The 13,991-nt window shown below is 64.8% G+C and carries 12 protein-coding genes and 3 pseudogenes; 10 read left to right on the top strand and 5 right to left on the bottom strand.

Features of this window, described 5'->3' with window-relative positions; translation table 11 throughout:
* The first annotated feature begins 7 nt into the window (after positions 1-7).
* The 7 genes and pseudogenes from ACSKB9_RS04380 (at position 8) to ACSKB9_RS04350 (ending at position 5,645) form a co-directional block, all read left to right on the top strand.
* Positions 8-532 carry a YcnI family copper-binding membrane protein gene (locus tag ACSKB9_RS04380; RefSeq protein WP_438071790.1) on the top strand — a complete coding sequence of 175 codons (525 nt, stop codon included), beginning with the start codon at positions 8-10 and terminating at the stop codon, positions 530-532.
* A gap of 3 nt (positions 533-535) precedes the next feature.
* A pseudogene (locus ACSKB9_RS04375) lies at positions 536-814 on the top strand (copper resistance CopC family protein); the annotation flags it as partial.
* Between the two features lie 382 nt (positions 815-1,196).
* Positions 1,197-1,616, top strand: a pseudogene (locus ACSKB9_RS04370) (CopD family protein); the annotation flags it as partial.
* An 85-nt stretch (positions 1,617-1,701) separates the two neighbouring features.
* Positions 1,702-2,100, top strand: a complete 399-nt coding sequence (locus ACSKB9_RS04365) for a hypothetical protein (RefSeq protein ID WP_438071789.1) — start codon at positions 1,702-1,704, stop codon at positions 2,098-2,100.
* 164 nt (positions 2,101-2,264) lie between these two features.
* Positions 2,265-3,584, top strand: coding sequence for a proline--tRNA ligase (proS, locus tag ACSKB9_RS04360; protein ID WP_038380332.1), 1,320 nt, complete (start codon positions 2,265-2,267; stop codon positions 3,582-3,584).
* Positions 3,585-3,656: 72 nt separating this feature from the next.
* The gene (locus tag ACSKB9_RS04355; protein ID WP_028339647.1) at positions 3,657-4,937 is read left to right on the top strand and encodes a lipoprotein-releasing ABC transporter permease subunit; all 1,281 of its coding nucleotides are present in this window, start codon (positions 3,657-3,659) and stop codon (positions 4,935-4,937) included.
* Positions 4,938-4,946: 9 nt separating this feature from the next.
* Positions 4,947-5,645: an ABC transporter ATP-binding protein gene (locus tag ACSKB9_RS04350; protein ID WP_016840545.1), complete on the top strand. Its 699-nt coding sequence runs from the start codon at positions 4,947-4,949 to the stop codon at positions 5,643-5,645.
* Between the two features lie 110 nt (positions 5,646-5,755).
* Here ACSKB9_RS04350 and ACSKB9_RS04345 read toward each other — a convergent pair whose 3' ends face one another.
* Together ACSKB9_RS04345 and ACSKB9_RS04340 are read right to left on the bottom strand one after the other, a co-directional pair.
* Positions 5,756-6,028: a DUF3551 domain-containing protein gene (locus ACSKB9_RS04345; RefSeq protein ID WP_438071788.1), complete on the bottom strand. Its 273-nt coding sequence runs from the start codon at positions 6,026-6,028 to the stop codon at positions 5,756-5,758.
* Between the two features lie 115 nt (positions 6,029-6,143).
* Positions 6,144-6,494, bottom strand: coding sequence for a DUF3551 domain-containing protein (locus tag ACSKB9_RS04340; RefSeq protein WP_438071787.1), 351 nt, complete (start codon positions 6,492-6,494; stop codon positions 6,144-6,146).
* Between the two features lie 237 nt (positions 6,495-6,731).
* Here ACSKB9_RS04340 and ACSKB9_RS04335 point away from each other — a divergent pair, with 237 nt between their 5' ends.
* The 3 genes and pseudogenes from ACSKB9_RS04335 (at position 6,732) to dnaE (ending at position 11,865) form a co-directional block, all read left to right on the top strand.
* Positions 6,732-7,466, top strand: coding sequence for an outer membrane protein (locus ACSKB9_RS04335; RefSeq protein WP_028333998.1), 735 nt, complete (start codon positions 6,732-6,734; stop codon positions 7,464-7,466).
* Positions 7,467-7,650: 184 nt separating this feature from the next.
* Complete coding sequence (locus ACSKB9_RS04330; RefSeq protein ID WP_438071786.1) at positions 7,651-7,863, top strand: GDCCVxC domain-containing (seleno)protein; 213 nt, start codon at positions 7,651-7,653, stop codon at positions 7,861-7,863.
* Between the two features lie 479 nt (positions 7,864-8,342).
* Positions 8,343-11,865 (top strand): annotated as a pseudogene (dnaE, locus tag ACSKB9_RS04325) (DNA polymerase III subunit alpha).
* Positions 11,866-11,907: 42 nt separating this feature from the next.
* Here the strand turns inward: dnaE and ACSKB9_RS04320 are convergent.
* The 3 genes from ACSKB9_RS04320 to ACSKB9_RS04310 form a co-directional block, all read right to left on the bottom strand.
* Complete coding sequence (locus ACSKB9_RS04320; RefSeq protein WP_438071785.1) at positions 11,908-12,771, bottom strand: class I SAM-dependent methyltransferase; 864 nt, start codon at positions 12,769-12,771, stop codon at positions 11,908-11,910.
* Between the two features lie 130 nt (positions 12,772-12,901).
* Entirely contained in the window at positions 12,902-13,342 is a 441-nt protein-coding gene (locus tag ACSKB9_RS04315; protein ID WP_438071784.1) for a nuclear transport factor 2 family protein, read from the bottom strand.
* 160 nt (positions 13,343-13,502) lie between these two features.
* Complete coding sequence (locus ACSKB9_RS04310; protein ID WP_438071783.1) at positions 13,503-13,976, bottom strand: methyltransferase family protein; 474 nt, start codon at positions 13,974-13,976, stop codon at positions 13,503-13,505.
* Between the last annotated feature and the right edge of the window lie 15 nt (positions 13,977-13,991).

Here is a 13,991-nt window from a genome sequence, read left to right as displayed (position 1 = left end):
GGGAGCCATGCGATTACAGACGCTCCTTATTGCCACGGCGGCGCTGCTCGCAGCGCAGCCGGCGATCGCGCATATCACGCTCGAAGGAAAGCAGGCGGCGGTCGGATCGTATTACAAGGCGGTGTTCGCCGTGCCGCATGGCTGCGCGGGCTCGGCGACGATCAAGATCCGGGTGCAGATTCCGGAGGGCGTGATCGGAGTGAAGCCGATGCCGAAGGCGGGCTGGACTCTCGATGCGGTCACCGGCAAATACGCCGCCCAATACGACTATCACGGCGCCAAGCTTTCCGAGGGCGTCAAGGAAGTCGCCTGGAGCGGTGGCAAGCTTGCGGACCAGAACTACGACGAGTTCGTGATGCAGACGTTTCTCACCGATACCTTGAAGCCCAACACCACGTTGTACTTTCCGGTCGTGCAGGAGTGCGAGCAGGGCGTCAGCCGCTGGATCGATACCCCAGCCGACGGGCAGGGCGGGCACGACCATGGCAGCAAGACACCGGCGCCCGGCGTCAATCTGCTGCCGAAGTCGTAAGTGATGCGGTTGGTCGCAAACCTCGCAGCGCTGCTCGTGGCGCTGTGTCTTGCGACCTCAGCCCATGCGCATGCCGTCCTGATCGGCGCCGAACCGGCCGACGGCAGTGTGGTGGCTGAAGCACCCAAGACGTTGGTGCTCCGCTTCAACGAAGCGGTGGCGCCGACGGCGGTCAGCCTGCTCGACGCTGCGGGCAAGCCGCGCGACGTCGCGATCCGCGCCGTCGACCAGTCGGTGATGGTGACACTGCCGGCGGGCCTGCCGAAGGGCACGCAGGTGGTCAGCTATCGCGTGGTGTCGCAGGACGGCCATCCGGTCGCCGGCTCGCTGCTGTTTTCGATCGGCGTCGTCACCGGCTCGGCGGCGCCGTCGGCCGACGGCGCGCTCCATGCACTGATCTGGCTGGCGCGGCTCGGGCTCTATCTGGGCTTGTTTGTCGGCGTCGGCGGCGTGTTCTTTGCCGCCTGGATCGGGCAGGGCCCGGCCGGCGCACGGCTGATCATGTGGTCGCTGAAGATCGGCCTTGTCGGCGCGATCGCGTCGCTTGGACTGCAGGGCGTTCGACCTCTTGAACCTGCCGCTGTCGGGCATCGTGACGTGGGCGGCGTGGGCCAGCGCCACCAGCACCAGCCTGTTCCCCGCGCTGCTGCTCGCGATTGCCGCGATGCTGATCGCGGCGATCGCCTGGCGCAGCCCGTCGTTCGGTGCAGCCTTTACCCGCACTGCGATCGCAATGATCTGTGTCGGGCTGTCGTTTGCGGTCAGCGGCCATGCCGCCACCGCCTCGCCGCAATGGCTGACGCGGACCGCGCTGTTCATCCACGGCATTGGCGTGGCGTTCTGGATGGGCGCGCTGGCGCCGCTGGCGGTGCTTGCCTGGCAGCGCAAGGATTCGCTGTTGCGGGTGCTGCGGCATTTTTCGACGCTCGCGGTACCGGTCGTCGTGTCGATCGCCTTGTCGGGCCTGGCGCTCGCCGTCGTCCAGCTCGACAGTTTTCAAGCGCTGATCGACACCGGGTACGGCAACATCCTGGTTGCGAAACTGGTGCTGGTGGTGCTGCTGCTCGGGCTCGCTGCGCTGAACCGGTTGGTGTTCACGCCGGCCATCGCGCGCGAAGTCTCATCGGACACGGCCGCTGCAGCGCTCGATCGCGCTCGAATTCGTGCTGATGATCGCCATTCTCGGCCTCGTTGCACTCTGGCGTTTCACGCCGCCGCCGCGCGTGCTGGCGATGTCGGCCGATGTTCCGCTCGCGGTCCACATTCACACCGATGCCGCGATGTTCCAGGTGCTGATCGCTCCGGGCAAGGTCGGGCCGAACGACTTCGTGCTGCAGCTGATGAACGGCGATGCCAGCCCGTTCGCGGCCAAGGAAGCGACGCTGACGCTGAGCCTGCCCGAGCGCGGCATCGAGCCGATGGAACGCGCCGCTGCGCGCGGCGCCGACGGCTATTGGCACGTGCGCAAGGTGCCGCTGCCGGTCCCGGGCCGCTGGCACATGCAGATCGACGCGTTGGTGACCGATTTCAAGAAAGTGACGCTGGAAGACGATTTCGAGGTCAGGTAAAGCCGCGGTCGGCGCGCTCGGCACTTCGACGGCGCGCAATTCGTTCAAATGGCCGAAAATCGCCTGATTTGAAGGGTTTTTCTTATTTGGCGGCCTTGTGTTTTCACAGCCGATCCGGTTTCACTGCAGCTCTTCCCACGCTTTCCTGATTCCCGAGTAACGCCATGCGATTGTCGCGGTTTTTCCTGCCCATCCTGAAAGAAAACCCGAAAGAGGCGGAGATCGTCTCGCATCGGCTGATGCTGCGCGCGGGCATGATGCGGCAGGAGGCTGCCGGCATCTATGCCTGGCTGCCGCTCGGCTTCCGGGTGCTGAAGAAGATCGAGCAGATCGTCCGCGAGGAACAGGACCGCGCCGGCGCGCTCGAGCTCTTGATGCCGACGCTGCAGCTCGCCGATCTCTGGCGCGAAAGCGGCCGCTACGACGCCTATGGCCCGGAGATGCTGCGCATCCTCGATCGTCACAAGCGCGAGCTGTTGTACGGGCCGACCAACGAGGAAATGATCACGGAGATTTTCCGCTCCTACATCAAGTCCTACAAGAACCTGCCGCTCAACCTCTACCACATCCAGTGGAAATTCCGCGACGAGCAGCGTCCGCGCTTCGGCGTGATGCGCGGCCGCGAGTTCCTGATGAAGGACGCCTATTCGTTCGACCTCGACGAGGCCGGCGCGCGGCGCTCCTACAACAAGATGTTCGTGGCCTATTTGCGCACCTTTGCGCGGATGGGCCTCAAGGCGATCCCGATGCGGGCCGAGACCGGTCCGATCGGCGGCGACCTCAGCCACGAATTCATCGTGCTCGCGGAGACCGGCGAGTCCGGCGTCTACATCAACCGCGATGTGCTGGACCTGCCGGTGCCGGGCGCGGACGTCGATTATGACGGTGATCTGACGCCGATCATCAAGCAGTGGACTTCGGTCTACGCCGCGACCGAGGATGTCCACGAGGCTGCGCGCTTCGAACAGGAAGTGCCTGAGGCAAAGCGGCTGAACACGCGCGGCATCGAGGTCGGCCAGATCTTCTATTTCGGCACCAAATATTCCGAGACCATGAAGGCGATGGTGGCCGGTCCCGACGGCGTCGACGTGCCGATCCATGGCGGCTCCTACGGCGTCGGCGTGTCGCGTCTGGTCGGCGCGATCATCGAAGCGTGTCACGATGACGCCGGCATCAAATGGCCCGAGGCCGTCGCGCCGTTCCGCGCCGCGATCCTCAATCTCAAGCAGGGCGATGCCGCGGTCGATGGCGCCTGCGAGCAGCTTTATCGCGAGCTGTCGGCGAAGGGCGTCGACGTGCTCTACGACGACACCGACCAGCGTGCCGGCGCCAAGTTCGCCGCGGCCGATCTGATCGGCATCCCGTGGCAGATTCTGGTCGGACCCAAGGGGCTTGCGGACGGCAAGGTCGAAGTGAAGCGTCGCAGCGACGGCTCACGAGACAACATGAGCCCCGCCGACGTGGTCGCGAAGCTCGCGGGTTAAAGTTTATTCACGCCGCGCTGATCGGCGGGGTAATCCGGCCACATTTGGCCCGAATCATGGGATTATCGACAGATGGATGAGACCATGAGCGAGCCAGTCCGTACCCCGCCCTTTGCGCCATTCGAATGGCTGCTGTCCGGACGCTATCTGCGCGCGCGCCGCAAGGAAGGCTTCATTTCGGTCATCGCCGGCTTTTCGTTCCTCGGCATCATGCTCGGCGTCGCCACGCTGATCGTGGTGATGGCGGTCATGAACGGCTTCCGCAAGGAGTTGCTGGACAAGATCCTCGGCCTCAACGGACATATTCTGGTGCAGCCGCTGGAATCGCCGCTGACCGACTGGAAGGATGTCGCCGACCGCATCAGCCAGGTGCAGGGCATCCGCCTCGCCGCGCCGGTGGTCGACGGGCAGGGGCTCGGCTCATCGCCGTTCAACGCCGCCGGCGTCTTCATCCGCGGCATCCGCGCCGACGATCTCAACAACCTCACCTCGATCGCCAAGAACATCAAACAAGGCTCGCTCGAGGGCTTTGATGAGGGGCAGGGCGTCGCGATCGGTCGCCGCCTCGCCGACCAGCTTTCGCTGCATGCCGGCGACATGATCACGCTGGTCTCGCCGAAGGGCGCGGTGACGCCGATGGGCACCACGCCGCGCATCAAGCCCTACAAGATCACTGCGGTGTTCGAGATCGGCATGTCGGAATATGATTCGACCTTCGTGTTCATGCCGCTGACCGAGGCGCAGGCCTATTTCAACCGCAACAACGACGTGTCCTCGATCGAGGTGTTCACCACCAATCCGGACAAGATCGAAACCTATCGCAAGTTGGTGACCGAGGCGGCCGGCCGGCCGGTGTTCCTGGTCGACTGGCGGCAGCGCAATTCGACCTTCTTCAACGCGCTTCAGGTCGAACGCAACGTGATGTTCCTGATCCTGACCATGATCGTGCTGGTCGCGGCGCTCAACATCGTCTCGGGACTGATCATGCTGGTGAAGGACAAGGGCCAGGACATCGCGATCCTGCGGACCATGGGCGCCTCGCAGGGCTCGATCATGCGGATATTCCTGATCACCGGCGCATCGATCGGCGTCGTCGGCACGCTGGTCGGTCTGCTGGTCGGCTTGCTGATCTGCTTCAACATCGAAACCATCAGGCAATTCCTGTCGTGGCTCACCAACACGGAATTGTTCGATCCCACGCTGTATTTCCTGTCGAAGCTGCCTGCTGAAATCGATTTTGGCGAGACGCTCGCCGTCGTGATCATGGCGCTGACGCTGTCCTTCCTTGCGACGCTCTACCCGTCGTGGCGCGCCGCGCGCCTCGATCCGGTCGACGCGCTCCGGTACGAATAAGGAGCGCACATGGCGGAGGGGGCGGAAGACACACCGGTCGTCTATCTTCATGACATCAAGCGGGAATACCGGCAGGGCGAAGCGACGCTGACCGTCCTGAACGGCGCCAATCTCGCGCTGTGGCCCGGTCAATCGGTGGCGCTGGTGGCGCCGTCGGGATCCGGCAAGTCGACATTGCTGCACATCGCGGGCCTGCTGGAGACCCCCGATGACGGCGAAGTCTATGTCGCGGGCACGCCGACCTCGCAGATGTCCGACGTCGACCGCACCCAGATTCGCCGTTCCGATATCGGCTTCGTCTATCAATCGCACCGGTTGCTGCCGGAGTTCTCGGCGCTCGAGAACGTCATGCTGCCGCAGATGATTCGCGGCCTCAAACGCTCCGAAACCGTGAAACGGTCGACCGAGATTCTCTCCTATCTCGGGCTCGGCGATCGCATCACCCATCGCCCAGCCGAGCTCTCGGGCGGCGAGCAGCAGCGTGTCGCGATCGCGCGCGCGGTTGCCAACGCGCCCCGGGTACTGTTCGCGGACGAGCCGACCGGCAATCTCGATCCCGGCACGGCCGACCACGTCTTCAACGCGCTGATGCAACTCGTGAAGGCGACCCGGGTCGCGATGCTGATCGCGACTCACAATCTGGATCTCGCCGCGCGAATGGATCGCCGGGTGTCGCTGTCGAACGGACAGGTTGTCGAGCTCGAATAGTGCGCCGTCGCGTGAACTGGCTAGCGATGCGCGTGAAGAAGCCGCGCTAAGACGAGAGAATCCGGAGCCTTTTCCGTGTCGCTTCGATCGGAACGAAATGCTTCTGGCTCTCAATAAGCGGGGCGAGGCCGTCTGCCGGATGCTCTCGGCTGCCTGTAGATCGGCGGCCCGGCATAATAGGGGTTGTTGATGCAGATCGCCGCGAGGCCGGACGCCGAAGCCTGGCACTGCGCGATCGACGTGTAGCCGCAGTCGGTATCCTCACCGCCCCATCGGTAGTTGGTTTTGCAGACCGGCGAGGTCGAATCGTATTTCTGGGCGCTGGCCGGCGCGGCTGCCAAGGCCAGGAGTGTCGGCAAGAGTGCCAGAATCAGACTGCGCATCAGAAATCTCCTCGTCGGCGCCGGCAATGCTGATGCCGAGCGCGCGCGAATAGGCACCTGTGCGCAGCGCCGGATCAACTCACATTCCCGCGCCGGGGTTGCCGGACCGAGCGTATCAGTGGATGAACAGGTCGAAGAAATTGCCCTCACGGGGGTCCCGCGGGGACACGTGAAGATACGAGCGCGGGTCGTTGTCGCCGGCATAATAGGGGTTGGCGATGCAGTTCTGCCCGATGCCCGAAGCGGTGGCCAGGCACGCCTCATACGATGGATAGGAGCAGTTGCTCAGGCCGGGATAGCGGTCGCCTTGAATGCAGAACGGGTAACGCACGCCGACGGCATGCGCGGGCGCAGTCCCCAGCGTTGCGAATGCGGCCACAGACGCCGCAGCAGCAAGAATCATCGTCCGCATGTGCATTCCTTTTGCTGCGAAGATGCGACCTTGGCGACGATCCAAATCGGACAAGCCGGTTCCGGTCAACGATCTTGCGCTCAGCTATGCACGCAGATCCGAATTGTGAAGTTTGTGCGGCGACTATGTGGCAAAAGTTCCAGGAAGCGCCCGTAATACAGTATTAACTTCAAATTTGAGGGAAGTCGTTTGGCCCTGCCTGTTGCCGCGAAGTTACAGCAATTCCGCCGGGGGCTGCTATGACGGTGTCTCGCGGCCTTGGGGGCCTGTAGAAAAAGTTGGAACGGGAAAATGAAAAAGATTTTGCTTGTCACCGCCAGCATGCTCGCGCTCAGCGCGACTGCTGCCTCCGCGGCTGACCTCGCGGCTCGCCCTTACACCAAGGCTCCGCCGCCCATGGTTGCCGCTGTTTATGATTGGACTGGCTTCTACATTGGTATCAACGGTGGTTGGGGCCAGAGCCACGACAACCGTTCGGTCGACGGCTTCGGCGGCGTCGGAAGCTTCGACGCCAACGGCGGCACCGTCGGTGGCCAGATCGGCTACCGCTGGCAGGCCGGCGGCTGGGTGTTCGGTCTGGAAGCTCAGGGCAACTGGGCTGACTTCTCCGGCAGCACCGGCAACCTGGTCGTCCCGGGCGGCATCGTTCGCTCGAAGACTGATGCGTTCGGCCTGTTCACCGGTCAGATCGGCTACGCCTGGAATAACGTCCTGCTGTACGCCAAGGGCGGTGCTGCGGTCACCGATCGCAACTTCCAGTTCCTCAACGCGGCCGGCAATCTGGCGTCCGAGACCGGCTTCGACACCCGTTGGAGCCCGACGGTCGGTGTTGGCCTCGAATTCGCCTTCTCGCAGGGCTGGTCGCTCGGCGTCGAGTACAACCACATCTTCGAAGACACCCATGGCGCGACCTTCGTGACCCCGGCTGGTGTTGCCGTGACCGGCTTCCACACCGGTGGCGACACCGACATGGTCCTCGGCCGTCTGAACTACAAGTTCGGTGGCCCGGTCATCGCGAAGTACTGATCGCTCGCTTAATTCAAGCGGCATCGAAAACCCCGGGCTTCGGCCCGGGGTTTTTGTTGGCCTGGCGGCGCCGGCCCGTCGGCCAGGAGCAGGGGACGGGCTTTGCCCGTCCCCTTCGGGATTCGGGTCGGATTTGATTGGACGAGGCCTTCCGACCGAACGGTCATCGCCGCATATTCCCGGCATGACGGACCTGCAGCTGACCTCCCAACTGACGTGCCCATCCTGCGGCCATGTCTCCATCGAGACGATGCCGACCGACGCCTGCCAGTTCTTCTATGATTGCATGGGCTGCGGCACTCACCTGAAACCGAAAGCAGGAGATTGCTGCGTGTTTTGCTCATACGGAACGGTCCCGTGCCCGCCCAAGCAGGCGGGGGGCTGTTGTGGTGGCTAGCTCCCCGGAGCCTCAAGACACGCTCGTCATCGGATCATTGATGGCGCCGAGACGCCGGCCGGCCGGGAATTAACCACGGAGGTCACTTCTCGAACCGGGTCGCCGGCGTTGCTTGACTCCTAGAACAAAAAAGGAACAATGTTCTGCATACGTTCCAGTTCAGGGAGAGCGGCCATGTTGAAGATTTTCGTACAGGAAGCTGCAGCGCTGGCATCGATCACGCTGTTCGTCGGGATGATCGCGGTGTGGGCCCAGCTGATCACCCAATTCTGAAGATGCGCCCGCGGGGACAGGGGGCATCGCCGGCGGCATGGTCTGCCCCCTGGGGAAAAGCGGGAGGACTTGCCGCCACGCCGCGTTCGGCGTGGACTTGGCAGGGGTCAGGCCCCACCATGGGATTGCCGAGTCGGGTCTGACGCTTTCGCGTTCCGGCCCTGGCGCTCGCTCCATCCCTAACTCAAGAGATTCCGTAAGCAGCCATGCCGAATGCCGGATTCGTTCATCTTCACGTTCATTCCGCCTATTCGCTGCTGAAGGGCTCGATCAAGATCGCCAAGCTGGGCGAGCTCGCCAAGGCCGACCGCCAGCCGGCGCTGGCGCTGACCGATACCGACAACATGTTCGGCGCGCTGGAATTCTCCGACAAGATGGCCGGCTACGGCATCCAGCCGATCGTCGGCTGCGAGCTGGCGGTGGATTTCGGCGACGTCGATCCGAATACGCGGAGCATCCTTGCGACGGCGGGCCCGGCGCGGATCGTGCTGCTGGCGGCGCGCGAGCGCGGCTACCGCAGCCTGATGCGGCTGAACTCGCGGGCGTTCCTGGAGACGCCGGTCAACCAGACCCCGCACATCAAGTTCGATTGGCTCACCGACGACGCCGAGGACCTGATCGCGCTGACCGGCGGCCCCGACGGGCCGATCGCGCTGGCGCTGCGCGCCGAGCAGGCGGCGCTGGCGACCACCCGCTGCGAGCGCCTGGCCGGCCTGTTCGGCGATCGCCTCTACATCGAATTGCAGCGCCACGGCGCCGACAAGGAACGCCGCACCGAGGGCGGCCTGATCGATCTCGCCTACAGCAAGGGCCTGCCGCTGGTCGCGACCAACGAGCCGTATTTCGCCAGCAATGACGACTACGAATCGCATAACGCGCTGCTCTGCATCGCCGGTGGCCATCTGATCGCCGAGACCAACCGCGAGCAATTGACCCCGGATCACCGCTTCAAGACCCGCGCGGAAATGGCGGTGCTGTTCGCCGACATCCCGGAGGCGCTGGCCTCGACGGTGGAGATCGCCGAGCGCTGCTCGTTCCGGCCGAAGACCCGCAAGCCGATCCTGCCGTTCTTTACGGTCGGCGCGGCCGCCAGCGCCGATGCCGCCGCCGACGAGGCCGCCGAGCTGAAGCGCCAGGCCGAGGAGGGGCTCGCGAATCGCCTGCGGGTACACGGTCTCTCGCCGGGAATGACCGAGGAGGACTACAGCAAGCGGCTTGCCTTCGAGCTCGACGTCATCACCCGCATGAAATATGCGGGCTACTTCCTGATCGTCTCCGACTTCATCAAATGGGCGAAGGCGCAGGGCATTCCGGTCGATCCGGGCCGCGGCTCCGGCGCCGGCTCGCTGGTTGCCTGGGTGCTCACCATCACCGACCTCGATCCGATGCGGTTTGCGCTGCTGTTCGAGCGCTTCCTCAATCCCGAACGCGTCTCGATGCCGGACTTCGACATCGACTTCTGCCAGGACCGCCGCGGCGAGGTGATTCAGTACGTGCAGGAGCGCTACGGCCGCGACCAGGTGGCGCAGATCATCACCTTCGGTACGCTGCAGGCGCGCGGCGTGCTGCGCGACGTCGGGCGCGTGCTGCAGATGCCCTATGGGCAGGTCGACAAGCTGACCAAGCTGGTGCCGCAAGATCCCGCTGCACCCGTGACGCTGGCGCAGGCGATCGAGGGCGAGCCCAAGCTGCAGGCGTTCCGCGACGAGGATCCGGTGGTGGCGCGTGCGTTCGATATCGCGCAGCGCCTCGAAGGCCTGACGCGCCACGCTTCGACCCACGCCGCCGGTATCGTGATCGGCGACCGGCCGCTGAGCGAGCTGGTGCCGCTCTACCGCGATCCGAAATCCGACATGCCAGTCACCCAGTTCAACATGAAATGGGTCGAGCCGGCGGGCCTCGTGAAATTCGACTTCCTCGGCCTGAAGACACTGACCGTGCTCGACGTCGCGGTGAAGCTGCTCAAGCAGCGCAACGTTCATGTCGATCTCGCGACGCTGCCGATCGACGATGCGCCAAGCTATCAGATGCTGGCGCGGGGCGATGTCGTCGGCGTGTTCCAGGTGGAAAGCCAGGGCATGCGGCGCGCGCTGATCGACATGCGGCCGGACCGCTTCGAGGACATCATCGCGCTGGTGGCGCTGTATCGCCCGGGCCCGATGGCGAACATCCCGACCTATTGCGCGCGCAAGCACGGCGACGAGGAGTCGGAATATCTGCATCCGATCCTGGAGCCGATCCTGAAGGAGACCTTCGGCGTCATCATCTATCAGGAACAGGTGATGCAGATCGCGCAGCAGATGGCGGGCTACTCGCTCGGCCAGGCCGACCTGCTGCGCCGCGCGATGGGCAAGAAGATCCGCGCCGAGATGGACAAGCAGCGCGACATCTTCGTCGCCGGCGCGATGAAGAACGGCGTGGGCAAGGGCCAGGCCGAGACGATCTTCGAGTTGCTCGCCAAGTTCGCCGACTACGGCTTCAACAAGAGCCACGCGGCGGCCTATGCGCTGGTGTCGTACCACACCGCCTATATGAAGGCGCATTACCCGGTCGAGTTCCTCGCGGCGTCGATGACGCTCGAACTCAACAACACGGACAAGCTGTCCGAATTCCGCTCCGAGGCGCAGCGGCTCGGCATCAAGGTCGAGGCGCCCAACATCAACCGCTCCGGCCCGACCTTCGAGGTCAGCGGCAACACGATCTACTACGCGCTCGCCGCGCTGAAGGGCGTCGGCATCCAGGCGGTGGAGCAGATCATCGAGGAGCGCAACAAGAAGGGCGCCTTCACCTCGCTCGCTGATTTCGCCGCGCGCGTCAGCCCGCGCGCCGTCAACAAGCGGATCATCGAGAGCCTTGCGGCGGCCGGCGCCTTCGACACGCTGGAGCCGAACCGCGCGCGCGTCTTCGCCGGTGCCGATGCGATCCTCGCCGCCTGCCAGCGCAGCCACGAGGCGGCAACCTCGGGCCAGAACGACATGTTCGGCGGTGCGGCGGATGCGCCCAGCATCATGCTGCCGCAGATCGAGCCGTGGCTGCCCGCCAACCGGCTGCGCCGCGAATATGATGCGATCGGCTTCTTCCTGTCAGGCCATCCGCTCGACGACTACGCAACCGCGCTGAAGCGGCTGCGTGTGCAATCCTGGCGGATTCTCGCGCGCGGTGAAGACCGGCGCCACGGCGGGCAAGGTCGCGGCAACCGTGGTGTCGCGCATGGAGCGGCGCACCAAGACCGGCAACAAGATGGGCATCATGGGCCTGTCGGACCCGACCGGCCATTTCGAGGCGGTGCTGTTCTCGGAGGGCCTTGCGCAATACCGCGACGTGCTCGAGCCGGGCGCGGCCGTGCTGTTGCAGCTCGGCGCCGAATTGCAGGGCGAGGACGTGCGGGCGAGGGTGCTGCACGCCGAGCCGCTGGATCACGCCGCGGCCAAGACGCAGAAGGGCCTGCGGATCTTCGTGCGCGACACCAAGCCGCTGGATTCGATCGCCCGCCGGCTCAACATGCCGGAAGCCGCGCCCGCCCCGGGCGGCGCCGCAAAGGTACCGGCCGTGAAACCGGCCGCCGCGCCGCCGCCGGCGGCGGGGGCCGATGGCGACGTCTCGCTGGTGATGATGCTGGACCTCGAAACCGAGGTGGAGATGAAGCTGCCCGGCCGCTACAAGGTCTCGCCGCAGATCGCCGGCGCGATCAAGGCGGTGGCGGGCGTGGTCGACGTGCAGACCCTGTAGGGGCAGGGCGATCCGAGCGGGGGCGTTTCCCCTGTTAATGCCTCAGCTTGCGGGATTGCGCGCCGTGACGATCCACGTGGCGCTGTTGATTATCACCGACCGCTCGCCGGGGCGGCCTGCGAAGGCGGCACGAACCGCGGCCGAGGCGCGGGCGCGGATGTCGTCGGGCTGATCAGCGAGCGCGCGCGACAGCGGGCCGACCTCGAACGTCATCTTCACCGCGTCGTCGATCGCCGCGTCCCGCGTCGCGCCCTCGCCAAACGGGACGGAAGCATCGAAGGGCGCGATAGCGATAGCGGTGAAGCCGGCCGCCGTCAGGATCCGGCCCACCCGCCCAGGGTCGCCGAACGAGAATGGACCGGGCGCTTCGGGATCGGGCAGCGCCGTCGGCGGCACGATGCCTTTGATCGCGCCCATCGGCAGGCGCACCCAATCGTTCTCGGCCGCGCCACGCCAGCAGACGAACGCGACCCGCCCGCCCGGCTTGAGCGCACGGCGCATATGGGCGAACGCCCCTGTCGGATCGTCGAAGAACATCACCCCGAAACGCGAGAACAGGATGTCGAACGCCCCCTCGGGCAGCTCGGCGCTGCTGGCGTCGGCCACGCGGAACAGGACCGGCGTATCCTGTGGCGCAAGCGCGCGCGCTCGGGCGATCAGCGGTTCGGATATGTCCACGCCCAGCACTTGGCCCCCCGCGCCGACGCGGGCGGCCAGAGCCAGACTCGACGCGCCCGCGCCGCAGCCGACGTCCAGCACGCGCTCGCCCGCCGTGGGCGCGGCGGCTTCGATCGCGGCCTGGCCGAACACCGCCAGCCTGGCGTCGAGCCGGGCCTGGTGGGCGATCCAGCGCTCCCCGCTTTGGCCATTCCAGTCGGCGACCCGATCGGCATTGTGCTCTGCCATGACATATCCTCGTTTGATGCGTTCTTGACTAAGCGATCCGATGCCAAAGCGCGCATCGTCTCCAGCGAGCCCGCCTCCATCAGTGATAAGGCGCCGTGCGCTGTTGGCGGCATCACACGAATGATCCGCGTTAGCTCACGATTGGGCCTGCCGCAGCTTCATCCAAACCAGCGCGAGCTTGGATAGCGAGGCTTCGTTCTGCAGCCTGCGAGTCGAAGTATTCCTCAATCGAATAAACCTTGCCCCATCGCAACTTGAAGACGTGGACGCCCCTGTTCACATAAGAGCTTTGGCCGTCAAGTAGCCTCGCGTTGGCCCGCCAGTTGACGAACACTGTCGTATTCCATGGCCAACCCGTCACCTCGACCTGCTCGATATCTATGTGAAGCTTCGGGAAAACACGGCCCATGCGCTCGAACCACTGCTTCACCGATTGCTTTCCATGTCGCTCACCCCCCAACGCATGATTTCCGGCAACCCAGTGATACGCGTTTGGTGTGAGGCCTCTTGCAGCATCATCCCAACGCTGGTTGTTGACATGATCGAAGCTCCTGCGGATCTCTTTTGACAATTAGACTGTAGACCATTGATGCTCCGTGTTGGTGGATCGCCGCCGGCTCTGCAAGACGGATGGATATTTTCCAGATACTGAAAGCTGCTCCGGGTAACGACGGCGATCTGTTGGGAAAGCTGGCTGACGGGCGGCCACGCAGACGGCAGCGGCGCTATAGTCAAAGCCAGCGGCGAACCTCGGCCTTGTAGCGGCGGTAGTCGTCGCCGAACTTCGCTTCGAGATAGCGCTCCTCGCGGCCGATCACCTGCGTCTGGATCGCGATCAGCACCAACGGGAGCAAGGCGAAGGCGATCGGCCCGTCGAAGCCGATTGCAAGGCCGGTATAGATAAGCGCCATGCCGAGATACATGGGATTGCGGGTCCACCGATAAGGGCCGGTCGTTGCGATGAGGGTCGTTGGCTGCGACGGCGGAACGTTGGTGCCCAGCCGCCGGAACAGCCCCGCCGCCGCAAGCATCATCGCCGCGCCGGCAACGAACAGCAGCGCGCCCGTCGCGACCAGCAACCGCCAGTCTATGCCGAAAGAGCGCAAGGTGACGAACCGTTCCGCCGCCAGCCCCAACAGCAGCGCTCCCAGATAGACGAAGGGCGGAGGGAAGCGCACACCCGCGCTGTCCGGTTCGACGGCCATGCTCATCCTGCATCT

The sequence above is a fragment of the Bradyrhizobium sp. BR 1433 genome, from assembly GCF_051547665.1.
In the GTDB taxonomy this organism is placed as follows: Bacteria; Pseudomonadota; Alphaproteobacteria; order Rhizobiales; family Xanthobacteraceae; genus Bradyrhizobium; species Bradyrhizobium australafricanum.
The sequence above is the reverse complement of the archived record's forward strand: the minus strand, read 5'-3'. Positions and strand labels throughout refer to the sequence as shown.